Below are 24,122 nucleotides of genomic sequence, written 5' to 3'. Positions count from 1 at the left end.
CTGATCAGCTATGATCCATGGATAAAGATTCATATTTTAAACATTTCAGCCAGACTGATTGAGCAATACACGGCGGAATCCAAGCAAGTCACAGAAGCAATGGCGCGGCAGGGCAAAATATTATTGAGCAGAGCGGATATGGTGGTGGCCTGCACAGGATTACTTAAGTCCGGCGGCAGTGCTACAGAAATAAAACCCGAAGGTACATTTTTTATCTCAATTTTATATTTAAATAACAGCTATAACTTTGATTATTTTATTCTGGATACAGCAGAAAAAAGACTGATACTGCTCACAGAATATGTGGCTGAAGCAATTATAACGATTCTTGAAGGATTGCATTGATGATAAAATTGAACGGTATATTCTATGCTTTAACTCTACTGCCCTGCACCGCATTTGCAACAGTCGGCGGACCGCAGACTGTAGAATTTTTAGGTTATGAGGCAAAAGCGCAAAAAGTCTATTTACTTAAACATTACCAAGATGGTCGCGGTCGCTTACCGCAGCTGTACTATTATCAATTTAAAAACACTCAGCAACCTGAAAAACTGATTCAAGTCAATTCACTCTATATCAATCCAAAAACTCAAAAAATCGACTACGATCAAGATAGCCGAAAATTTGATCAAGAAATTCTTAAGATTAAAAAACGGCTACAACCACTTCAGCCGATTCATCAAGAAAATATCAAAATTCAGATCGTCAATAAGACCACATCAAAGGAGAAGTCTTACTTTGACCCGAGCACTTATATCCCTCGATATACCTATCGCTACCAGCTAAAAATGAATCATCATCAGAGTCAAATGCAGCAAGCTGTAGATTATGGCCAAGGCTTAAGCGTCTCACAAGCCTATAAAATTCCACAGCAGCAAAAAATAGTGGTGGCGGTTAAATACTTAGGCATTCCTTTTGAAAGCGGTTACAGCATCGAAGATGCCGTTTTATTGAGCGCCAAAAAATAAAGCCTCATGAGAGGCTTTATGAATCAATTTTACTTTTACGCGGCAGTACGCTCGGTGATTGGCAGTACTTTACGCAGTTCTGGACCCGTATATTCCGCACTTGGACGAATAATACGATTGTCTGCGCGCTGCTCCATCACATGTGCTGCCCAACCCGTAACGCGGCTCATGACAAAAATTGGCGTGAACAGTTTGGTGGCAATATCCATAAAGTGATAGGCCGAAGCATGAAAGAAATCAGCATTACAGAATAATTTTTTCTCACGCCACATCACTTCTTCACAGCGTACCGACACTGGGTAAAGTACCGTATCACCAACGTCTTGGGCCAAACGTTCTGCCCAAATTTTAATAATGTCGTTACGAGGATCATTGTCTTTATAAATGGCATGACCAAAGCCCATGACTTTTTCTTTACGCTCAAGTTTGCCCAGCATTTCACGCTCAGCTTCATCGGCCGAAGTCCAGTTTTCAATCATCTCCATCGCGGCTTCATTGGCACCACCATGCAATGGACCACGCAATGAACCAATTGCACCCGTAATACATGAATGCATGTCGGATAAGGTTGATGCGCAAACGCGTGCGGTAAAGGTGGAGGCGTTAAATTCATGCTCTGCATATAAAATAAGCGACACATTCATTACTTGTTCATGCAACTCATTCGGCTTTTCACCGCGCAGCAAATGCAAGAATTGCGCGCCAATTGAATCGTCATCCGTATTTTCTTCAATACGTACGCCATCATGGCTAAAACGATACCAATAACAAATAATGGCCGGTAATGTCGCTAAAATACGATCGGCGACATCTTGCTGCTGCTCAAACGACTGTTCCGTTTCTAAGTTACCCAGCATTGATACACCCGTACGCATCACATCCATTGGATGGGAGTCAGCAGGAATACGCTCAAGGACTTCTTTTAACGCTTGCGGCAGTGTACGCAATGATTTTAATTTGGCTTTATAAGTTTTTAATTCTTCAGCAGTGGGCAATTCACCAAAAAAAATCAAATAAGCCACTTCTTCAAATTGACAGTTCTCGGCAAGATCTTGCACGTCATAACCCCGATAGGTTAAACCTGCGCCACTTTTACCTACGGTTGAAAGTGCTGTTTTTCCGGCCACTTGTCCGCGCAATCCTGCGCCTGAGAGTATTTTTCCTTCAGCCATTTTTTAATTCTCCATTTTTAAGTCATTATTTAAACAGTTTATCTAAAGTATTCTCAAAGGTATGATAATCAAGAAATTGATATAGCTCTTTGCGTTGTTGCATCGAATCGAGCACATTGACCTGTGTGCCATTTTCACGAATGGAACGCATCACTTCTAACGCTGCTTTTTGCATGGCACGTGTAGCAGATAACGGATAAAGCACCATTGAAATACCTTGCTCGCCCAATTCATCCACGGTGTAATAAGGCGTGTCACCAAATTCGGTGATATTGGCTAAAACGGGTACACCAACGGCATCACACACCGTACGGTACATGGTGATATCCGTCATCGCTTCAGCAAAAATAGCATCCGCACCCGCTTCTACACAGGCACAAGCACGATCAATCACAGCTTGTAAGCCTTCTTTTTGTAGCGCATCGGTACGTGCCATCACCACAAAATCAGAATCAGTTTTGGCATCGACTGCCGCTTTAATCCGATCAACCATTTCTTGTTGCGTGACAATTTCTTTATTTGGACGATGACCACAACGTTTTTGTGCCACTTGATCTTCAATATGCACTGCCGCAGCACCTGCTGCAATCATTTGCTTGACGGTACGCGCGATATTAAATGCACCACCCCAACCCGTGTCAATGTCGACCAACAAGGGTGTATCTACACGCTCGGTAATCCGGCGCACATCTTCTAACACATTGTCCAAACTGGTCATGCCCAAGTCAGGTAAACCATAAGAATAATTAGCAACGCCGGCGCCAGACACATAAATGGCTTTATAACCGACTTCTTTTGCCATCATGGCTGCATAGGCATTCACTGTGCCAATAATTTGTAAAGGTTTTTCCACTTCCAGTGCTTGTCTAAATTTTAAGCCTGCAGACATTTGTTGTGTCATATTCCTTTCCACAGTTTCATTTTATTGATCGAATTTTGAGTATAGCTGCAAAATTATTGATCACTCATTCTTTTTAGAATCTATACTCTAAAACTTTAGTCAAATATTCAGCAAAACTATAGTGTTATTTTATTTTGTCATACCACTGCCTTAGGCGGCCCTTACGTTAAGCAAGAAAGTTGTGCATATTTTTGCTATCATTGCAATTGTTTTCATTTCTTTGACTGTTGACGTTATAAGGCTCTATGCACGAATTTGTTCAATTAGAAACATTAGGTCGCGACACACCACAAACAAAACGTGGTCATGAACGATGCCTATCACTTTTACTGAGCGCAAATGAGCTATTTTTAGAACGCGGTTATGATGCAGTCTCTTTAGATGATATTGTCCATCACGCCGGTGGCTCTAAAGCATCGATTTATAAGTTTTTTGGCAATAAAGAAGGTTTATTTACCGCCATTTGTGATTATCGCCGTGAACAGTTTTTTAAAGACATTTGCTCCCCTTTTGAGCACGATCAAGACAATCTAAAAGCCTATCTTATTGATAATTTATTGAACTTTCATCGCCATTTATTACAACCTGAAAATGCAGCATTTATGCGTTTGGTGTTAGAACGCACCCAACACAGTGCAGAACTTGCACTGTATATTCACGAGCAAGGCCCTAAACATATTCAATCGGCCATTGCATGCGCCTTAGAAAAGGCCCACTCTAATGGTTTATTGCTCTGTGAAAATCCGATTTATTCGGCACAATTTTATTTTGGTATTTTAAGAAATTTAGAATGGCGTATTTTAATGGGCATTCCTAACCAAGAAAATGATCAAGAAACCATCGAATACATTAATTATTGTGTCGATTTGTTTTTAAAAGGCCATCAAAAAGTTTAGTTTTTTTGCAATTCTGTTCGCTTATAGTATATTAATCGATTCCCTTTTCACTTTTAACCAACCAACAACTAATTGTTGTTTTGTTTTCTATTCAGCAATTATTGTGGAGTAACCATGGCTCTACGTCACTTTTTAACCTTACGTGATTTATCGACTTTAGAACTGAATCAAATTCTGCAGCGCGCCATTGAGTTAAAACGCAAGCAACATAGCCATGAGGTATTCCAGCCTTTTGTCGGTAAAGTAATGGGTATGATTTTTGAAAAATCTAGCACCCGCACACGTGTTTCGTTTGAAGCAGGTATGAGTCAATTTGGGGGCAGTGCAATTTTCTTGTCTTCGCGTGACACACAATTGGGTCGCGGCGAACCGATTGAAGATTCCGCACGAGTGATTTCAAGCATGTTGGACATTATTATGATCCGCACCTTTGGTCATGACATCGTAGAACGCTTTGCTTCGTATTCCAAAGTTCCTATTATTAATGCGCTAACTGATGATCATCACCCGTGTCAATTGCTTGCCGATATGCAAACTTTCCTTGAACAGCGCGGCGAGATTAAAGGCAAAACAGTGGCGTGGATTGGGGATGGCAACAATATGTGCAACTCCTACATTGAAGCGGCGCATATGTGGGGCTTTAATTTAAAAATTGCTTCACCGAAAGGCTATGAGCCACAAGAAAAATTCTTATCAGAATTTGCACATTGTGTGGAATTGGTCGGTTCAGCCGAAGATGCTGCGGTGAATGCAGATCTTATCGTGACTGATGTTTGGGCCAGCATGGGACAAGAAGAAGAGCAAAAAATTCGCGAAAAAGCCTTTGCTGATTTTCAAATTAATGAAAAATTGATGGATTTGGCCCATTCAGATTGCTTATTTATGCACTGTTTACCGGCGCATCGCGGGGAAGAAGTTTCTGAGAATATGTTGGACCATAAAAATGCCGTGGTCTGGGATGAAGCAGAAAATCGTCTCCATGCACAAAAAGCATTGGTTGAGTTCTTACTCAATGAAAACTTGAAAAAAAACTAAGCGATAAAAAAGATATTTAAAATGAAGCACCCACGGGTGCTTTTTTTATCTACACAACCGAAACATCCAATTCATAAATTCGATAAGAGCTTATACATATGCTATTTAAAAAAATTATTTTATGCCTCAGTATTCTATCTTTAACCCATCTTGCACATGCTGAAGCTACTGAATTAGATCAATACTTTATCAATAAACAAATAATCGATTCTGCTTATAAAATTAAAAATCCAAAGGCTTTAAATGAAATTTTAACCGTCATGAGCGATGAAGATTCACGCACCATGCCCTATCAAGTTGATCAAAATACTTTAATTGAAAAATTACGTTTATATTCAGACCATATTGATATTCAAGGTATTATTACCACAGCAGATTTCTCTCAGTTTGCAGCAGACATCGGCGATAAAGCCATTAAAAAACTGATCAAAGATAATCTGATTCAAAATTGCGCACTCCTTTTTGAGCATGAATTTCAGCGTGTTAACCCTTATTATGTACAAGTCCATTTAAGCGCTACAGATAAAAGCTATGCCATCAAAATTAAAAATAGCCAATGCCAATTTTAATTCTCTAGCTTGATGCGTTAGTACGCTAACGTATCAATCCTTGTGGCTGTAAAATAATCAGCATTGCACCGAAGATTACCACCAAGCCACCGACGATATCCCAACGGGTTAAAGCCACTTGATCTACATAACGCAGCCACAGCAAGGCGCTAAAAATATAAATCCCACCATAAGCCGCATAGGTTCGACCCGACGCTGTCGGATGTAAACTCAGTAGCCACACAAACAATGCCAAACTAAGCACTGTTGGCAACCACAACCAAGCTGATTTGGCTTGATTTAAGATTAAATAGGGAAAATAACAACCTAAAATTTCCGCCAATGCCGTCATAAAGAACAATGCAAACGTACTGATCAGTTTGGTAATATCAATATCCATAAATTCACTTCGCTTTAACCTTCTTTTTTTAACCTAAAATAGATGATTTATACTTCACAATAATAAGTATCAGCCGCAAAAAACCCGTGCAAGCACGGGTTTTTTAACGATTGAAAAGTTTATGCTGGCTCAGCAGTTTGATCTTCAAATACTTCTAAAATCAAACCGACGGCTTTGCCATCTTCTTTTTTGACTGATACAGCCACATTGCCACCATGTTCAGCCAACTCACCAAACAGAATCATTTCAGCCAGTGGTTTTTTCAAGTGTTCTTGAATCAATCGTTGCATTGGTCGTGCACCCATTAAACGATCATAGCCTTGTTCGGCCAGCCATTCACGTGCGCTTTGATCCACTTCCAGAATCACTTTTTTATCATCAAGCTGTGCTTGTAATTCGGTTAAGAATTTATCCACCACACTTTCAATGACCGTGGTTGGCAATGAATTAAACTGAATCACGCCATCTAAACGGTTACGAAACTCTGGAGAAAAAGCTTTCTTCATCGCATCTTGATTGTCATTGCTGTTGTCTTGCTCGACAAACCCAATGCTGCTGCGAGAAATACTTTCTGCACCCACATTAGTGGTCAATACCAAAATAACGTTCCGGAAGTCAGACTTGCGGCCATTGTTATCGGTTAATGCGCCATGATCCATGATTTGTAAAAGCAAATTAAACACATCGGGATGGGCTTTTTCAATTTCATCGAGCAACAAGACACAATGCGGATTTTTATGAATCGCATCGGTCAATAAACCGCCCTGATCAAAACCGACATAGCCAGGAGGTGCGCCAATTAAACGTGAAACAGCATGACGCTCCATATATTCCGACATATCAAAACGTACCAACTCCACACCCAGCAATCTTGCCAACTGTTTCGTGACTTCGGTTTTACCCACACCTGTAGGACCGGCAAAAACAAAACTACCGACCGGTTTATCAGGGGATTTCAAACCAGCACGTGATAATTTAATCGCTGAGCCAAGTGCTTCAATGGCTGCATCTTGCCCAAACACCACACGTTTAAGATCGCGCTCAAGATTACCCAATACGGTTTTATCATCTTTAGAGACCGTTTTAGGTGGAATACGGGCAATTTTCGAAATAATATCTTCGATATTTTCAACCGTAATTAAACTGTCATCTTGTTCAACTTTTAAACGGCGCTGTGCGCCTGCCTCATCAATCACATCAATGGCTTTATCCGGTAAAAAGCGATCGTTGATAAATTTGGCCGAAAGCTCAACTGCGGCAACCAAAGATTTATCGTCATATTTCACATGATGAAAATCTTCAAATTTCGATTTTAAACCGCGTAAAATATCAATGGTTTCAGAAATAGACGGCTCATTGACATCAATCTTTTGGAAACGACGAGACAACGCATGGTCTTTTTCAAATACTTGGCGATATTCTTGGAATGTGGTCGAACCGATACAACGCAATGATCCGTTAGATAGCGCTGGTTTAATTAAGTTTGATGCATCCATAGTGCTGCCCATACTAGAGCCTGCACCAATAATCATATGAATTTCATCAATAAATAAAATTGCTTCGGGTTTTTTCTTTAACGCATTCAACAATTGTTTTAAGCGTTTTTCAAAATCACCGCGATATTTAGTCCCAGCAACCAAAGCGCCAATATCTAAACTAAACACTTCCGCATTGGCCAATGGTTTCGGCGCCTTACCATGCACAATAAGCCATGCTAAGCCTTCGGCAATTGAGGTTTTACCCACACCCGGATCACCGACCAATAAAGGATTATTTTTGCGACGTCGACATAAAATTTGTGCAGCGCGCTCAATTTCTTTTTCACGACCAATTAAAGGATCAGTTTTTCCTTTTTGTGCTTCGGTATTTAAATTGGTGGTATATAAATCTAGTGGGCCAGCATTTGCAGAAGCGCTGGTTTCACCTTCTAAATCTTCAGTTTCTTCTTCAGCCTGCACTTCTTCTTTGTGTGCACCATGCGATAAATATTGCGTTAACGTTAAACGATTAATCTGATGACGTTTAAGCAAATAAACCGCAAAGGAATCACGTTCTGAATACATGGCCACCAGAATGTCCGCACCTTCTACCGTTCGATCCCCACCGCTAGATTGCACATGGAAAATTGCGCGTTGTAAAATACGGTCAAAACTTTCAGTCGGATGTGGTGCTTGATCGCTGTGTTCACCAAGTTTAGGGGTATGTTGTTCAACGTATTCTTCAAGCTCTTTACGCAGTGTGACAATGTCTGCCCCACAAGCTTTAAGCGCGTTGACCGCAGAATCATTATCAAGTAGAGCCAATAATAAATGTTCAACCGTGAGAAACTCATGTCTCTTTTGACGAGCCATGCTTACAGCCAAACGTAACGATACTTCTAATTGACGACTGAGCATGTAATCCCCTTAATCTTTTGGCTCAATTTGACAAAGCAATGGATGGCTTTGTGACCGAGCGTAATTATTGACTTGGTTCGCTTTTGTTTCCGCAATGTCTCGTGGATAAACGCCTGCAACACCTTTTCCTTCATAATGTACAGTTAGCATTACTTCGGTGGCTTGGTCAAGATTCAAAGCAAAGTATTGTTGTAAAACTTCAATTACAAAGTCCATTGGTGTGTAATCGTCATTCATTAACACAACCACATATAGCGGTGGACGCTTTAGTTCAGGTGGCGCAGTTTGTACAACAATGTCACTGTCATCTTCTTCATGCGTATCGTTACTTAAACGCGGGCTAATATGCCAGTCGATATATCCGGATTGATGAAAAGAATGTTTGATGTCATGTAAACAATTTTGACGCTTATTGATTGGCATAGGTTTTAAAATTCACATTTATTGTGCATTTGCTTCTGCTTGAGGAATTTCAGAAATAAATGCGGATTGACTTTCTATCGGTTTTCCACGGCCCCAGCTAAAACGTTTGGTGACTGGCGTACTGGTTCCAGTTAAACGCACTTCAATAAACTCTGGAGAAAAGCCTTTTGGCATCGTCCAGCGCCCCGTTAAGCGCTCATAATCTTGAAAATTAAAGTTTTTATCTTGCATCGGCACCAGTAGAACCTCAGTTCCTTGAATTAAACGCAATTCAACATTCCCCGATACGTTACGTTTATTGGGACTGACTTGTACCAAATCGAGCTCATATTCATAAGCATTATCCGGCAAAGGCTTAATACCGACATTTTGCACGGACAGACTTAAACCACCGCGTTGGCGCAGCACTTCACGATAAGTCATCCCTAAACCTTCAGCTTGGACTTGATCTTCACGCGCTTGCGTCATGGTGGCAAATAAATCATTGGCATTTCCAACAGCAACATCACGTTCCTGTATGGCCAAATTTAAACTTTTGTTCAGCGTCTCTAAACTACTTTTTTGCTTTTGTACCACTTCAACCAGTTGTTCTGCATCTGCTTCAAAGCCAACCACGGTTAAACCTTGGCGATGGCCAATGGAGTAGCCCAAAAAGCCACTGCCAATCACCAGAATGACAGCGCCAATGGCCAAAGGTAAATTGCTTTTTAAAAATGGCGGCTTAATGCTTTCGCTGTGTTGTGACGGAGTATTTGATTCAATATTCAGCATCGTCATCTCTTATTTTGATTCATTCAAAACACACATTTAAGTCTAAATCTAAATGTGTGTGAAGTTGAAAAACGTTTTTTATGGTAATAGACCAATCCCGTCTAAGCCTGCACTTTCGCTCAAACCGAACATTAAGTTCATATTTTGCACAGCTTGACCGGCCGCACCTTTGACCAAATTATCTTGTACAGACAAAATCACCAGTTTTTTTGGTTGCGGTTTATAAAGCGCAATCCGGAGTTGGTTTGCCCCGCGCACGGAACGGGTTTCAGGTGAGCTGTTCGCTGGCATAACATCAACAAACTGCTCATTGGCATAGAACTGCTCATATAAGCTTTGCAAGTCTAATGCGTCACCGACATCGGTTAAATCGACATAAATGGTGCTCAGCATGCCACGAATCATTGGTACCAAATGCGGTACAAATACAATATGATTAAACACGCCTTTTTGACCAGAAATATTTTCCAACGCTTCTACAATTTCCGGATGATGTCGATGACCATTCACGGCGTAGGCTTTAAAGTTATCCGCATTTTCAGAATAAATCATGCCCAGACTGGCCTTACGCCCTGCACCAGATACACCAGATTTTGCATCAATAATAATACTTTCAGGTTTCACCAAGGCATCGCTATGCTTAAATAAAGGTGCTAAACCCAATTGTACTGTGGTGGGATAACAACCCGGATTACCAACCACATTGGCCTGTTTAATTTTTTCACGGTTTAGCTCGGACAGACCATAAACTGACTCTTTTAAAATATCAGGACAGCTATGTTCAAGGCCATACCATTTTTCAAACTGTTCTAAATTTTGCAAACGAAAATCCGCAGCCAAATCAACTACTTTTGTATTTGCAGCCAGCAAGTCTGCGGCATATTTCATGGCCACACCATGCGGTGTCGCAAAAAATACCACATCACAGTTTTTTAGTGCATCGATGTTTAAATCTGAATAGCAAAGATCGGTATGACCGCGCAAGCTAGGGAACATGTTATCAACACGGCGACCATTTTCAGTACGTGATGTGAGTACATTCACCTGTACATTTGGGTGTCGTAGTAAAAGACGCAACAATTCAACGCCTGTATAACCTGTACCACCGACAATACCAACAGTAATCACGATCACTACCTCAAATTAAAAGTTTTCATTTCGTAACCGGCAAGTATGACAGGAAGTTTAAGTTTTCTAAACCATTTTGCTAAGGATTGCTCGGTTTTATGAATGCAAGCATGATTTAACCGTGATTTTCACAATTGACTATACGAAATCACCATTAGAAACAACGAGCAAGCAATTTAAAATCAAAAAATCTAAGCATAGGATGATTGAATAAAAAACAACTCTCGATCATTCAGATGATCAAACTTTTAGCACTGCCACCAAAAAGGCATTGCAGTACTTTTTAATATTTTCCGATGCTGTTGAAAATGAGGATCGTGCTTTTCAACCAATGACCAAAATCGTGCACTATGATCAAAATGTTGGGTATGCGCCAACTCATGCACACAAACGTAGCGTGTAATTTCTTTAGACATCAACACCAAAGCACTATTCAACATAATGGCATATTTAGAGGTACAACTGCCCCATCGTGTTTTGGCTTGACGTACCGTACATTGCGTAAAGTCTAAAACACATGTCTGAGCAATCTGCTGTAAATAAATGGGCAAATGCTGCTTGGCATAGCTCATCACAAACGCTTTTAAATAGGTTTTAGGCTCACGATCACTTATATATAAGTGTAAATTCTCAACATCAAAAATAAAATTTTGTTTTTGAGTTTGATAAGCCACTTGAATACAGCAGTCTAGATTAAACAGTTTTAATTCAGTCGGTAAAGATTGGTCTTGTGTGGCTATTTTTTGTTGTTGCTGTTGCCATGTTTTTAGCAACCAGACTTCAGATTGCTCAATAAAATTTTGAATTTGGCGTTTACTACACAGTACAGGCGCTGTTAAACGAATTTGAGTTGGTTGCACCCTTAAGCGTAAACACTTCGCCCGCGCATGGCGGACAATTTTAATTTCAGGTAGCTGAGAAAGATGGATACTCATTTTTATGGTTTTAATCTCCCTCGCCTAAAGTTAGCTAGAGCAAAGGGAAAGAGCTTTTTTGTCTTTCCCTTTTTTAAGCAAAAGTAGAGAAAACGTATTAAACCGCAGTACGCTCTTCAATACCGTTATCGGTTGCCACAATGGCAATACTGGCTTTTTGCAAAGCAAAAATACCATTACACACCACACCCGGAATATTATTGAGTGTTTTTTCAAGTTCCAAGGCATTGAGAATATTTAAATTATACACATCTAAGATCACATTGCCGTTATCCGTGACCACACCTTCACGATATACCGGATCACCGCCCAAGCTAACAATTTTACGCGCTACCGCAGAACGCGCCATGGGAATCACCTCTACCGGCAAAGGAAAGTCATGTCCCAATTGTTCAACCCATTTTGAGTCATCCACAATACACACGAATTTTTTAGCAATTGAGGCCACAATTTTTTCACGCGTTAAGGCTGCACCACCGCCTTTAATCATATGCATATGACGGTCAATTTCATCTGCACCATCGACATAGGCATCTAAACCACCGACATGATTCATATCAAGCACGTCAATGCCAAGTTTTCTTAAACGCTGTGCGGTCACTTCAGAGCTTGCAACTGCCGCTTCAAGTTGTAATTCTGGCAATAATTCGATCAGAAAATTAACTGTGCTTCCCGTACCGACACCCAAAATCCCGCCCTTTGGCAAGTGCTTCAATGCCGCTTTAGCAGCAGCTTGTTTCTTTTCATCTTGGGTTGCATACAGACTCATAACTTGGCTCAACTATTTTTTGACATTTATCGCTGATTTTACAGCCTAAATGTACAGGGTTTTGTTACAATAACCGCCTATTTTAAACTGTTAGATGGAAAATTAACATGCTGTCTCGTTTGGTTCGACAAATATTACAAGCAACTGTTTACGACGTTGCAATCGAAACTCCACTCGAAGCAGCGCCACGAATTAGTGAGAAGCTGAATAATAATATTCGTTTTAAACGTGAAGACTTACAGCCCGTCTTTTCGTTCAAATTACGCGGTGCCTACAACCGTATTAGTCAATTGCCCAAATCTCAATTAGAACGTGGTGTGATTACCGCATCCGCCGGCAACCATGCACAAGGCGTGGCATTGTCAGGGCAAAAACTGGGTGTTCGCGCCATTATCGTGATGCCAAAAACCACACCGGATATTAAAGTACAAGCTGTTAAACGCTTGGGCGGTGAAGTGGTCTTACATGGCGATTCCTTTGATGTGGCCAATAAATACGCCATTCAACGCGCTAAAGATGAAGGCATGAGCTTTATTCCGCCCTATGACGATGAACTGGTCATGGCCGGTCAAGGCACCATTGCCAATGAAATTTTGCGTCAATGGCGTGATGTTGAGTATGTCTTTGTTGCGGTGGGCGGTGGCGGTTTAATTGCCGGTGTCGCGGCTTATTTGGGCGATGTTGCACCGCATGTCAAAGTTATTCCGGTGGAATATGATGAATCTGCCTGTTTAAAAGCTGCATTTGAAGCCAATGAACGTGTCATTTTGTCACAAGTCGGCTTATTTGCAGACGGTACTGCGGTGGCACAAATTGGTGAAAAGCCATTTGAAGTGATTCAACTACAAAAATCAGATAATTCAGGTCCCATTGTTGAACGTGATGTGGTGTTGGTGAATACCGATGAAATTTGTGCCGCCATTAAAGACACCTATGATGAATGTCGCAGTATTGTTGAACCATCAGGTGCCATGGCATTGGCAGGAATTAAAAAGTATGTCGCACAACATGGCATAGAACATAAAAATATGGTGTCGATTATTTGCGGCGCCAATATGAATTTTGATCGCTTGCGTTATATTGCGGAACGTACTGAACTGGGTGAATGTAAAGAAGCTATTTTTGCAGTAACCATTCCAGAAGAAAAAGGTGCATTCCTGAATTTCTGCCGCGCTTTACACGGTCGTAATATTACCGAATTCAACTACCGCGCCAGCAATGCCAGTGCAGCACAAGTCTTTGTCGGTATTAGCTTAAAAGGCGGCGAGAAGGAACGCCATGAGATTTATGAAAGTCTCACCATGCAATACGATGTCGATGATTTATCGGATGATGAAGTGGCCAAACTGCATATTCGTTATTTAATTGGTGGACATGCGGATATTGAAAATGAGCGTTTATTTCGCGTTGAATTCCCCGAACGCCCAGGTGCGCTACTGACGTTCTTGGAACGTTTAGGCCCGACGCATAATATTACCCTCTTTCACTACCGTAATCACGGCGCAGCCGAAGGTCGTGTTTTGGTTGGCTTAGAAGCCACCGATGCCAAGCAAAATCCTGATGGTTTAATTGAGACCTTAGAGACGATTACCTATCCGTATGCAGAAATCACCAACAATTTAGGTTATCAACGTTTCTTAAAGTAAGTGCTGAAATAGCGCGCTTTAAATTGAAAATCTAAACTCATTGCTTGTCAGCCCTGATCTTTGTACAGTCCAAGGATCAGGGCTTTTTATTATCCTATTCTGCAACCGCTGATATTAACGGCAATCTCACATTCATTTTTAACCCACTTATACCATCAATTATGTACTTTTCAATTTTTTTGAATTTCTGAGTAACGTAGCTGTATACCGTTTTAGCGGTTAAACTCTTAAAGAAATACGTCCTGACGCTTTAAGCGTGACTTAAAAAAGGCACGTGTGTTGTATATAGTTTTGTAAGCTTAAGCGCTGATTGAATTATAAAATTATAAAATCAACCGATATTAATTTATTCTATGCATGAAAATGAATACAACAGATAAGGAACGCTTGAAATGGCGCAGTTCGCAGTAATTGGGTTAGGCAGTTTTGGCGCCACCATCGCCACCGAACTGGTGGGTTTAAATCATGATGTGATTGGTATCGATAGCAATAAAAAATACGTTGAAAGTATTGCTGATCAAATTACCCATGCAGTGATTGCAGACGCCACAGACGAGCACGTACTACGTGAGCTAAATATTCAAAAATGTGAAGCTGTGGTGGTGGCGATTGGTGAAAATATTGAAGCCAGTATTTTATGTGTTTTACACCTTAAAAATTTAGGTATTGAAAAAATCTGGGCCAAAGCCAAGTCCAAACCGCATCATATGATCTTAAGTCATTTGGGCATCAGTAAAATTATTCATCCTGAAGAGGATATGGGCGTTAGAATTGCTCAATCGCTAAGTTATCCGATGGTCAGTCGTTATATGGCTTTAGAGGACAATCGTTTTATTGTGAAGGTTGAAATTAAACAGGCTTTACATGGCGAGCGCTTTAGCCACCTGATGGAACGTGCGCTTGACATTAAAACTCTTATACATAAACGCGGTAAGGATATTAGCTTTAGCTTAGATCCCAATTTGATTTTACAACAAGGCGATATTCTGGTGATTGAAGGTGAAATTGAATCATTACGAAGACTGTCTGCGCGGTTTAAATAAGCTATGACCTCACTGCAAAATACCAAACATCATCTGGTAAATCTCAGCCCTCCAAGTCTATTGGCCTTGGGTTTTTTAAGTTTTATTCTCATTGGTACATCGTTGCTGAAACTGCCCATTTCACATCATGGGGAGTTAAGTTGGATTCAAGCCCTCTTTACTTCAACCTCAGCAGTGACCATTACTGGGCTGTCCGTGGTCAATGTCGGAGAGGCTTACACCACTTTTGGCAAAGTCATTATTATGATGTTGCTGCAATGTGGTGGTTTAGGGTTTATGACCTTCGCAATTTTGGCGGCGCTCAGTCTGTCTTCCAATGTCCGACTCAGACAACAAATGATGGCGCAAGAAACCATTGGCCAGACCAGTCTGACCAAAGTGTCGGTGACCATTAAAGGCGTACTGATATATTCCTTATTTTTTGAAGCCATGGGTACCATTATTTTAACCATTGCTTGGATGCAGGAATACGATTTTGTGCATGCCTTTTTTTATGCCGCTTTTTACAGTGTCTCTGCGTTTAACAATGGGGGATTTTCACTGTTTCCCAATAGTTTGATGAGCTTTTCAGGTCAGTACTTTATTACCTTTACCATCAGCATGCTGTACATTATTGGCGGTATTGGTTTTGTGGTGCTGATGGACATTAAACGCAACGGACGTTGGAAAAAACTCAGCCCGAACAGCAAGTTAATTCTGTCCACCATTGCTGGCTTAAATCTCACAGCATTTATACTGATTTGGATTTTAGAAGCCCATAACCCACTCACGTTGGCCAACATGAGTTTTGGCGATCAAGCAGTCAACGCATGGTTTCATGCCACTGTGCCACGCTCCTCTGGTTTTAACAGTTTAGATGTTTCAAGCATGACCAATGCCTCGACCTTGGTCACCATGATGCTGATGTTTATTGGTGGCGGCTCACTCAGTACTGCTGGCGGCATTAAAGTCGGGACTTTTATTATTGTGATTTTAAGTGTGATTACCTTTTTGCGCCGCACCGAGGAATTACGTCTTTTTAATCATTCTGTATCTAAAAACACCTCGTTTAAAGCCTTAGCCGTGGTGTCTATTACTGCCATTTTAATTTTCATTGGCATGTTTAGTTTGCTTCTACTCGAGCCAGATAAAAATTTCTTAGATTTATTGTTTGAAGCCGTCTCTGCAGCCTGTACCGTGGGTTTATCACGTGGTGTGACTGAACAGCTACAACCAAGCAGTTTAATGGTTTTAATCTGCTTAATGTTCGCAGGACGTTTAGGACCACTAACCTTGGCTTATTTGATTGCTACACCACAAAAAAGTCATTTAAAACATCCACCAGCGGATATTCAAATTGGCTGATGTCGCCTTTATTTTAGTGATAAAAAAACCACTTTAAAGTGGTTTTTTTATCACGATTCAATCTGTTTTAGAACCAGTTCATTAATGACATACCTAAGCCCACATAGGTGGCGCGGTGGTTATAATCAATTAAACTTTCGCCATAACCATCAAACAATTGGAAATGACCACGCAACTTACCACTGATTGGGAACGCCCAATCAAATTGTGCTGCGCCATGGGCATCATCACCGCCTTTAAAGGAGTGGCGCAATACCAATGAAAAGTCATGCTCTTTCCAACGATAAAATGCGGTGACATCACCACGGCCCATAAAGTTTTTAATATCTGGATTGTTATCATCCTTTGCATCTTCTTCAATGCGATACCAAGGACGTAACATTAAAGCAAAATTATCACGCTCAAAGCCGACATTTAACATGACGCGGTTCCAACTGCGCGACAACGGATCGGCACGGCCATTGGATTGATGGTTTAACGTCAAGCCCAATAAACGTCCATTTAAGCCCAAAAGTTCATAATTGGTACGAAAGATTAAACTGGCTTCTGGCTCATAGTTGGTTTCCCGAAATGGTCGCGACTCATCACCGTTATAAACTTGCCAATGCGAGGATTGGGTGTAGCCCAGCCAAATATCACCATTATTGCCAAATAAGTTTTCTGCGGCTTTGGTTTTTAATGACAACTGGAATTTGGCTTCCATCGAGGTCAGATTTTGCTCATCCACGACTTTTACAGTGTTATTTACATTCGGGCTAGACGGACGTTCGTTTTTCTCTGAAGTCCAAAATGCTGGCATTAAATATACAGGCTGATGCGCACGAATATTCCATGTCCCCAGTTTACTGTTTTCTGATAATTCCCAACGTTTATCCAATAAAGAAGAATTGGGATCAATCTTCGATCCTTCAAAGGAAATCACATGGCTTACGCCTTGACTAATTTTTTCCTTAATACTCGGCGCTTCAGTCGGTTTGGGCGCCAGTTGATTGGCCGCCTGACGCTCAGAAACCAAAGAGGTTTTATCCGCTTCCGCCACTTTAAACAAAGTATCGTAACAGACCAAACGATCCGCATTGGATTCTAAGGCCACACATGCTTCAGGGCTTGCCGGCGTAATTAAAGATTCTGGATTTTGTGCATTTACGTTCGTCACATACAATGAACTGAGCATAAGCATGCTCAGTTGCAATGTCGTGCGTTCAATTCTGTTGAACGCCATAGGGGTTAACCTCAAATTATTTTTTAGTTGACTTGTTTAATATCAAAGCCAAGTTCGATCAATGTGTCACGCTTCGCTACAGGCGCAACCACTGCTCTTATTGGTTTTTGCTGCACCAAGTATTGCTCTGTAACCCGTTTTAAATCTTCTAAATTGACAGCAAGCAAACGCGCACGTAACTGTTTACGTACAGCAGGTGTACGGCCATGCAGGAGCGCATAACACGCACTAATCGCCTCACCAGCCGGCGAACCGGGTTTATCCATACTGGCAATTAATCCCAAAATGGCTTCTTCTAATTGATGCGACAGATGCTCCGTGTTTAACAACCAAGCAATACTCGCGTCAAAATCTTTAAAAGTTTCTGCTAAACGTGGATCACGATAGCTGTAGAAACGAAATGAACACGCGTTGCCATCATAACTTGCACCACCGCCATACGCACCACCTTTTTCACGAATGGCGCTGTGTAAGAAGCCATTACGCAAATATGCAGCCAACACCATTAAAGGTGCAGCATCCGCATGTGAGACTTCCACCGCAGGATACGCGGCAGCACAAAACTGTACATTGGCTTGAATTAACCATGCTTCATCATTGCTGCTATTTTCAGTGCTAGGTGTCGACAGGTGTACTGGGCTTTGATCTATTGCTAATTTATCCCAAACCTCTTGTACTTCCTCAATCAAACGATCGGATTGCTGCTCTTCACACACCAACAAGAATTGTGTTGGGGCTTGTAAAAGTAAACGATGAATCGCTTTGAGTTCGGTAATTAATGCCTCATAAGCGACATCATCTTTTTCAATTTTAGTGACCAATGCCGTCAACCAGTTCAAGGCACCTAAACTGGTATTTTGATAATCGCGCTGCGCAAGTGCACTACAATTACGTGAGGCAATTTGCATGGCATAGCTGTGACCTGAATCAGAAACACGAGACTGCCAACGCGCTTTACGTTGCTGTAACAATTCAATAATGCGATCTTTTTCATCGAAACGCAGCTGTTCAAAGGCAAGTTTTAACAAACCAATGGCTTCAAAATTATTCACCAACGATTTGGTCGTCAGGGTTAATAAAGCACTAATTTTGTTTTTATCATCTACTTTAGAACGTAAAGATGCCCCCATCCCCACGCCGCCACTGACTGCTGTTTGGAGTTGTTGCAACTCAAGATAATCATACTCACCGGCACCGACTTCACCCAACAGCACTGAAAGTAAATTAAAATACGGTGATTGCACCACTTCATCGGGAATTTTAACGGTGACTTGTTGGTAGTAAATGCCATTGGTTCCAGCATGATACAAATTCAGCGGCATATCTAAACCATTGCTGATAATTTCACGCAATTGCCCTTGTACAATATGCAAGTCAGCAGGCACATCTTCTAATCCCACTTTTGGCAACAAATTCAAATCATCAGGTGTATCTTGACGAACATTTAAGGCTTCAGTTTGCTGAATAATTTCTGCCTTTTGCTCATCGCTCAGTTGCGCACCTATTGCAGCCAAACGGGCTTTTTCTGCCGCAGCTTCAATGGCGGATTTGCTTGCATCAGGCACCAAGGTCATTTGCACACGATGTGGATTATCAATCAAATAGGTTTTAATCAGATTCGATAACCACATTGGATCTTTGAGTTCTTCTTTCACCAGCTCAATGGCGCTATCGACATCCCACACATCAATCGGGTCACTGTGATGAATCACGCTGCTTAAACCATTTAAAATCAAGCTTAAACCATACGGCATACCATCGCCATTGATCTCACGTTGATGCAATTCAATTTGATGTAAAATCGCCTCCACCATATCGGTATCAACCGGTTTTGATGCAACATCTTCAAGAATCTTAAACACGCCGTTTTTAAATTCTTCTGCATGTTCGGCATTTGAACCTTGTATTCCACAGAAGAAAGTCATTTCAAAATTGGAATCATCCACACCCATAATTGGGCCGGTTGACTGTGCATAGCCACAGGTTTCTAAATAATGACGCAGCGGTGATGCAGAATCTTCCAGTAAAATTCCTTCCACCAAACGCATGCCTAAGCGCAATTTAATATCACTGGCTTCAGGCAGTAACCATGAAATAATGTGATAGGTTTTATCGGTTAAATCTTCTGCATCTACCGCATAGCTTTCTGTTACTTCAATCGGTGCAGTTAAACGTGTTTCAGGAGTTGAATATAAGGTTTGTCCGGCTTTAAATTTAGACAATGCCAAGGTTTCGAATTGCTCTTGCAAATGATAAGCCGACTCATCGCCAAACGTCATAAACACAGCATTGCTGGGATGATAATGCGACTTATAGAAATCCACCAATTCAGCATAGGTTAAATCAGGAATATCTTTGGGATCACCGCCGGAATTGTAATGATAGGTGGTCTTTGGAAATAAATGATGTGCCAATTGATGATAAAGTTGATCGGAAGGTGAGCTCATCGCCCCTTTCATCTCATTAAAAACCACGCCTTTATACACCGGTTCGCCATTTTCAAGCTCAATACGAATGCCCTCTTGGGCAAAGTCTAACTCGTTTAAATTGGCAGCAAATGCGGCATCTAAATAGACTTCTAATAAGTTTTGAAAATCTTTTTTATTTTGAGTTGCAAATGGATACGCCGTCCAATCCGCAGAGGTAAAGGCATTCATAAAAGTATTGAGTGAGCGACGAATCATCAAGAAAAATGGGTCGCGGACAGGAAATTTTGCTGAACCACATAGCGCGGTGTGCTCCAGAATATGCGCTGCACCTTTTGAATCCATTGGCTGGGTACGAAATGCTACCAAAAAGACATTTTCATCTAAATCACTGGCCAAATGATAATGGGTTGCACCCGTCACTTTATGTTTATATTCAGAGACAAAAACATCTAAGGCTTCAACATGGTGTTGACGTATCAACTGAAACGCAGGATGAACCGTGGGATTAATAGTTTCAGTAACATCTACAGTCATGTGATCTCCAAAGCAATATAATTTTAAATGACTTTGATTATACCTGAATCTTTCATGTCGATGGATTGCCACACCGACTAATTTCGCTCTATTTGGTTAGAGATTGTTTGATTATTACCGCGATTTTGCTACATAAATCCATAAAAAATAATCAATTTATGACTCAATTCCACTGCTTTAAGCGGCAGGTGGCGCATAAACACCTATAACCTAAAACGATAATCAATATGCTGCTTGATGTAGCAAAGCGGCATAAAGCAAAATTATCAAAAGACTGCAATAAACTGCTTCATCAAATTTCAACTTGTTATTTTTATCCAGTTAAAAAAAAGAGCCTATAAACATAGGCTCCACCAATACAATGATTTAAAAAAGTAATGCAACATGCTCAGAGACTACCCAAGCAAAGATTCTAAGTGCAGCGCCTATACATTTAAAATTAAAATTTCGAGCATATTCAACCGCTCAAATACTAGAGCAAATATTTAAAGTAACTATAGTTGGGATGATTTTCGACAAAAACATAATTTTGCTTCTGATAAAAATGTGCCGCCGATTTATTATCGACACTTAAGCACAGCGCGGAAAAATTAGGACGAGCATTTTTTTCTAAATGCTGTAACAGCTGCTTACCCACTCCTTGTTTACGATATTTGGGTAATACATAAAATCTGCGGACACGGCCAATACGACTGTCGATTTGGTTTTCATTCCACTGCTGATTCAAGCCCCCACAGGCAATCAGCTTTTCATCATCATAAACAAACAACAAAAATTCACCGGGTTGATTAAACTGATTTTTGCCACTGTCATATTCTTCAATCAATCGATCAATAAGATCAAAGCCTTCTTTTTGTGCCTGCTTTGACAATTCGTGAATTTGTGCTGGTAACTGTTCAGCTTGATCAATCGTGATATTCATCTCATATTCCTTATACTTTCCTATACGACATATTTAACCCATCAATCCGTCATATATTGAATTTTATTCATCAACCTACAGCAATCATGAGCATTGGTGTAAACTTAGCGCTTTAATTTAAAATGTGAATAAAAGACATGACAACTGTTGATCTTTTTGCAATTGGTAATGCATTAATCGACCAAGAATTTAAAATCTCTGACGATTTCCTTATTCAACAAAATTTGCAAAAAGGCACTATGCAGTTGACCGATGGTGAAACACAAGCAAATTTATATAATAATTTAAAACAAACGCAAGTCTACAAAGGTCAAGCCTCTGGCGGTTCTGCTGCAAATACCACTGTGGCTTTTAGTGCTTTGGGCAGTAAAGCCTTTTACGCCTGCCGTGTGGGTAATGATGAACTAGGTCAGGTTTATTTAAAAGGCTTAAATGAAGCAGGTATTCAGACCACCGCGCAATCGGTTAGTGATGGCGTAACAGGCACGTGCATGGTTTTGGTGAGCCCAGACTCTGAACGCACTATGCATACCTTTTTAGGAAGTACTGCTGAACTGAGTGCCGCGCAAATTAATTTTGAACCCCTGAAGACTGCAAAGTGGCTGTATATTGAAGGTTATTTATCAACCAGTGATTCTGCACGTCAAGCAGTGAAACAGGCGCGTGAGATTGCCAAAGCACATGGCGTGAAAATTGCGCTGACTCTTTCTGATCCCGCCATGGTGCAATACGCACGCCAAGGTTTAGATGAGCTGTTAGATGATGGCGTTGACTTACTGCTATGTAATCAGCAAGAAGCCTTAATGTATACGCAAACAGACTCAATTGAAGCGGCACTTGCACAATTGCAATTAAAAAGTAAATACACTGTCATTACACTTTCTGCTGAAGGTGCTTTAATTTGTGATTCTAAACAGACCATTCAAGTTACTGGCCGTGCGGTCAACGCCGTGGATGCCAATGGTGCTGGAGACGCCTTTGCCGGTGCTTTCTTATATGCCATAAATGCCGGCTTAAGCCTTAAAGTTGCCGCAGAATTGGCAATTTTAATTTCGAGTGAAGTGGTTTCACAGTTTGGGCCACGTTTAGAAGTAGAAAGTTATGCAAAATTGCTAAATAGCTTTCAAGAGGAATGTGCTTAATGATTAAAATTGCTGTCACAGAAGAGATTCCTGAACGTGAAGCACGTTCTTTTGAAACCCCAAATGGCGACACGATTTTCATTACTCAGCGTGATGGGGTATTTTTTGCTTATCAAAATATCTGTCCACACTTAAAAGTTGAATTAGAATTTTTAGAAAACCAATTTTTAGATGGTGATCAAGAATTTATTCAATGCTCAACCCATGGTGCACTGTTCGTGGTAGAAACGGGTGAATGTATTTCTGGGCCGTGCTTAGGACAATCCCTGCAAAAGGTCGACATTAACGTACATTCCGATGGTGGAATTTACCTCAACCAAGCTTAAAATAAATGGAATTTTGCCATGCTTGAGTTTTTGCAAAGCTATGATCTAGCGCCTTTTCATTTTAGTTTATTGGCTTTAATTTTACTCAGCATGGTCGAAACCATCGGCTATTGTTTTAATATTCGTCCAACTCAATATTTAAGAGCACTGTGGCCCAAAAAAATCACTGAATCTCCATTGCTGAATGTTAAATTCTCTAAAACCCTGATTGTGGTTTTTTTACTGATGAACTTTAGTTTGGCAGGATATTTTCTACAACTGTGTATTTACGCACAGCAGCAAGAATTTTTACCTGCCTACTATTTAATTTTACCTGCGTTAATCGTGGCGATTTTCTTTACGGTCTTTATGATTCATTGCTTAGATCAAGTGATCAAACCGATTCATGCGCAACAAGTGAGCTTACTCGGTCAACTGGCCACCATTTCCAGTGGCAATGCACGTCCCGGCTTTTCAGCACAAGCACGTGTCAGAGACAGTTTTGGTCAGTTGCATTATGTACAAGTTGAACCTGAATTTGGTGAGCTTGAATTTCAATCTCAAGTAATTTTAATTCGTTTAAAAAAATCACACTATATTGCTAAAAAAATATCCAAATCCAACACACTCTTTAGCATGAAAAATCCAGTTACTACGCTTAAATAACCACATCAAATCTATGGTTAAAACAAAAGCCAGTTCAATACTGAACTGGCTTTAAAACACCGCTTAACGTTTTAAAAATCCAGAAACCAAATTCATCACTTGCTGAATATCATTATTGGCTTCTTGTTTATTGGTTTGCTCACCTTGTGGCGTAAGTGAATCAATAATAGTGGGTAACACCTTAGCAATAGCACTGTAGATATCTTGTTTCGGTACTTGCGTATCTTTGGCCACCTGTTCGACCTCTTGCTCATCAAATAGGCTTTGTAGCTGTTGTTGATCGACACTGGCATTTTCACCTGATCCAGTGGAGACCCAATCCTCAACTTGCTTGCTTAAACCCATACTTTTCAACTTCTCTAAAGCGCCCTGTATACCGCCTTGCTGTTGAATCCATGCCAAAACCAAAGGCAAAACTGCAATTAATAAGGTTTTTGTACCACTGTTATTACTGCTTTGTGAGTTGGGCTGTTGCGCCTGATTATTTGAGTTCTGCTGGCTATTGTTCAAATGCCCAAGAACTGAAC

Annotated in this window: 24 protein-coding genes; 11 read left to right on the top strand and 13 right to left on the bottom strand. The window is 40.7% G+C overall.

The window, feature by feature from the left end:
• Together SE27_RS07105 and SE27_RS07100 are read left to right on the top strand one after the other, a co-directional pair.
• On the top strand, nt 1–345 hold a 345-nt coding region (locus SE27_RS07105; protein ID WP_455549974.1), incomplete at its 5' end, for a CinA family protein.
• On the top strand, nt 345–968 hold the full coding sequence (locus SE27_RS07100; RefSeq protein WP_081406886.1) for an aminotransferase: 624 nt from the start codon (nt 345–347) through the stop codon (nt 966–968). The genes SE27_RS07105 and SE27_RS07100, both read left to right, overlap by 1 nt.
• Nucleotides 969–1,003: 35 nt before the next feature.
• Here the strand turns inward: SE27_RS07100 and prpC are convergent, their stop codons facing one another.
• Both prpC and prpB read right to left on the bottom strand, forming a co-directional pair.
• Nucleotides 1,004–2,140: a bifunctional 2-methylcitrate synthase/citrate synthase gene (prpC, locus tag SE27_RS07095; protein WP_039622105.1), complete on the bottom strand. Its 1,137-nt coding sequence runs from the start codon at nt 2,138–2,140 to the stop codon at nt 1,004–1,006.
• Nucleotides 2,141–2,165: 25 nt separating this feature from the next.
• Nucleotides 2,166–3,041: a methylisocitrate lyase gene (gene prpB / locus SE27_RS07090; protein ID WP_039622102.1), complete on the bottom strand. Its 876-nt coding sequence runs from the start codon at nt 3,039–3,041 to the stop codon at nt 2,166–2,168.
• 245 nt (nt 3,042–3,286) lie between these two features.
• Between prpB and SE27_RS07085 the strand changes: the two genes are divergently transcribed.
• From SE27_RS07085 to SE27_RS07075, 3 genes are all read left to right on the top strand, one after another.
• The gene (locus SE27_RS07085; RefSeq protein WP_039622100.1) at nt 3,287–3,937 is read left to right on the top strand and encodes a TetR/AcrR family transcriptional regulator; all 651 of its coding nucleotides are present in this window, start codon (nt 3,287–3,289) and stop codon (nt 3,935–3,937) included.
• A 114-nt stretch (nt 3,938–4,051) separates the two neighbouring features.
• Complete coding sequence (gene argF / locus SE27_RS07080; RefSeq protein WP_039622099.1) at nt 4,052–4,972, top strand: ornithine carbamoyltransferase; 921 nt, start codon at nt 4,052–4,054, stop codon at nt 4,970–4,972.
• A gap of 98 nt (nt 4,973–5,070) precedes the next feature.
• Nucleotides 5,071–5,541, top strand: a complete 471-nt coding sequence (locus tag SE27_RS07075; RefSeq protein WP_039622097.1) for a hypothetical protein — start codon at nt 5,071–5,073, stop codon at nt 5,539–5,541.
• Nucleotides 5,542–5,566: 25 nt separating this feature from the next.
• Here SE27_RS07075 and SE27_RS07070 read toward each other — a convergent pair whose 3' ends face one another.
• The 7 genes from SE27_RS07070 to rpiA all read right to left on the bottom strand — a co-directional run bounded on the left by SE27_RS07070 (nt 5,567) and on the right by rpiA (nt 12,342).
• Entirely contained in the window at nt 5,567–5,920 is a 354-nt protein-coding gene (locus tag SE27_RS07070; RefSeq protein WP_039622095.1) for a YnfA family protein, read from the bottom strand.
• A gap of 119 nt (nt 5,921–6,039) precedes the next feature.
• The gene (gene clpA / locus SE27_RS07065; protein ID WP_039622093.1) at nt 6,040–8,316 is read right to left on the bottom strand and encodes an ATP-dependent Clp protease ATP-binding subunit ClpA; all 2,277 of its coding nucleotides are present in this window, start codon (nt 8,314–8,316) and stop codon (nt 6,040–6,042) included.
• Between the two features lie 9 nt (nt 8,317–8,325).
• Nucleotides 8,326–8,739, bottom strand: coding sequence for an ATP-dependent Clp protease adapter ClpS (gene clpS / locus SE27_RS07060; protein WP_039622091.1), 414 nt, complete (start codon nt 8,737–8,739; stop codon nt 8,326–8,328).
• A gap of 18 nt (nt 8,740–8,757) precedes the next feature.
• A complete protein-coding gene (locus tag SE27_RS07055) occupies nt 8,758–9,510 on the bottom strand; it encodes a DUF6776 family protein (protein WP_039622090.1) in 753 nt (250 codons plus the stop codon).
• A gap of 78 nt (nt 9,511–9,588) precedes the next feature.
• Nucleotides 9,589–10,644 (bottom strand): N-acetyl-gamma-glutamyl-phosphate reductase, encoded by a 1,056-nt coding sequence (argC, locus tag SE27_RS07050; RefSeq protein ID WP_171160671.1) that lies wholly within the window; start codon nt 10,642–10,644, stop codon nt 9,589–9,591.
• A 242-nt stretch (nt 10,645–10,886) separates the two neighbouring features.
• A complete protein-coding gene (locus tag SE27_RS07045; RefSeq protein WP_039623863.1) occupies nt 10,887–11,567 on the bottom strand; it encodes a M48 family metallopeptidase in 681 nt (226 codons plus the stop codon).
• Nucleotides 11,568–11,670: 103 nt separating this feature from the next.
• On the bottom strand, nt 11,671–12,342 hold the full coding sequence (rpiA, locus tag SE27_RS07040) for a ribose-5-phosphate isomerase RpiA (protein WP_039622085.1): 672 nt from the start codon (nt 12,340–12,342) through the stop codon (nt 11,671–11,673).
• A 107-nt stretch (nt 12,343–12,449) separates the two neighbouring features.
• Between rpiA and ilvA the strand changes: the two genes are divergently transcribed.
• The 3 genes from ilvA to SE27_RS07025 all read left to right on the top strand — a co-directional run bounded on the left by ilvA (nt 12,450) and on the right by SE27_RS07025 (nt 16,375).
• On the top strand, nt 12,450–13,988 hold the full coding sequence (ilvA, locus tag SE27_RS07035; protein ID WP_039622084.1) for a threonine ammonia-lyase, biosynthetic: 1,539 nt from the start codon (nt 12,450–12,452) through the stop codon (nt 13,986–13,988).
• 392 nt (nt 13,989–14,380) lie between these two features.
• Nucleotides 14,381–15,031 carry a potassium channel family protein gene (locus SE27_RS07030; protein WP_039622083.1) on the top strand — a complete coding sequence of 217 codons (651 nt, stop codon included), beginning with the start codon at nt 14,381–14,383 and terminating at the stop codon, nt 15,029–15,031.
• Between the two features lie 3 nt (nt 15,032–15,034).
• Entirely contained in the window at nt 15,035–16,375 is a 1,341-nt protein-coding gene (locus SE27_RS07025; RefSeq protein ID WP_039622082.1) for a TrkH family potassium uptake protein, read from the top strand.
• A 67-nt stretch (nt 16,376–16,442) separates the two neighbouring features.
• Here the strand turns inward: SE27_RS07025 and SE27_RS07020 are convergent, their stop codons facing one another.
• From SE27_RS07020 to SE27_RS07010, 3 genes are all read right to left on the bottom strand, one after another.
• Complete coding sequence (locus tag SE27_RS07020) at nt 16,443–17,597, bottom strand: phospholipase A (protein WP_039622080.1); 1,155 nt, start codon at nt 17,595–17,597, stop codon at nt 16,443–16,445.
• Nucleotides 17,598–17,620: 23 nt separating this feature from the next.
• Nucleotides 17,621–20,560 carry an insulinase family protein gene (locus SE27_RS07015; protein WP_039622077.1) on the bottom strand — a complete coding sequence of 980 codons (2,940 nt, stop codon included), beginning with the start codon at nt 20,558–20,560 and terminating at the stop codon, nt 17,621–17,623.
• A 472-nt stretch (nt 20,561–21,032) separates the two neighbouring features.
• Nucleotides 21,033–21,482 (bottom strand): GNAT family N-acetyltransferase, encoded by a 450-nt coding sequence (locus tag SE27_RS07010; protein WP_039622075.1) that lies wholly within the window; start codon nt 21,480–21,482, stop codon nt 21,033–21,035.
• A 137-nt stretch (nt 21,483–21,619) separates the two neighbouring features.
• Here SE27_RS07010 and SE27_RS07005 point away from each other — a divergent pair, with 137 nt between their 5' ends.
• From SE27_RS07005 to SE27_RS06995, 3 genes are read left to right on the top strand one after another with little or no spacing between them, the layout of a single operon-like run.
• On the top strand, nt 21,620–22,624 hold the full coding sequence (locus SE27_RS07005) for an adenosine kinase (RefSeq protein ID WP_039622073.1): 1,005 nt from the start codon (nt 21,620–21,622) through the stop codon (nt 22,622–22,624).
• Nucleotides 22,624–22,950: a Rieske (2Fe-2S) protein gene (locus SE27_RS07000; RefSeq protein ID WP_039622072.1), complete on the top strand. Its 327-nt coding sequence runs from the start codon at nt 22,624–22,626 to the stop codon at nt 22,948–22,950. The genes SE27_RS07005 and SE27_RS07000 overlap by 1 nt, the downstream gene beginning before the upstream one ends.
• Nucleotides 22,951–22,968: 18 nt before the next feature.
• Nucleotides 22,969–23,595: an OB-fold-containig protein gene (locus tag SE27_RS06995; RefSeq protein ID WP_039622070.1), complete on the top strand. Its 627-nt coding sequence runs from the start codon at nt 22,969–22,971 to the stop codon at nt 23,593–23,595.
• A 63-nt stretch (nt 23,596–23,658) separates the two neighbouring features.
• Here the strand turns inward: SE27_RS06995 and SE27_RS06990 are convergent.
• Nucleotides 23,659–24,122, bottom strand: a 464-nt coding sequence (locus SE27_RS06990; RefSeq protein ID WP_455549973.1) for a YidB family protein, incomplete at its 5' end; no start/stop codon positions are given.

Source organism: Acinetobacter harbinensis, from assembly GCF_000816495.1.
Lineage (GTDB): Bacteria > Pseudomonadota > Gammaproteobacteria > Pseudomonadales > Moraxellaceae > Acinetobacter > Acinetobacter harbinensis.
Note: the sequence above shows the minus strand (reverse complement) of the source record. Positions and strands in the feature narration are given on the sequence as shown.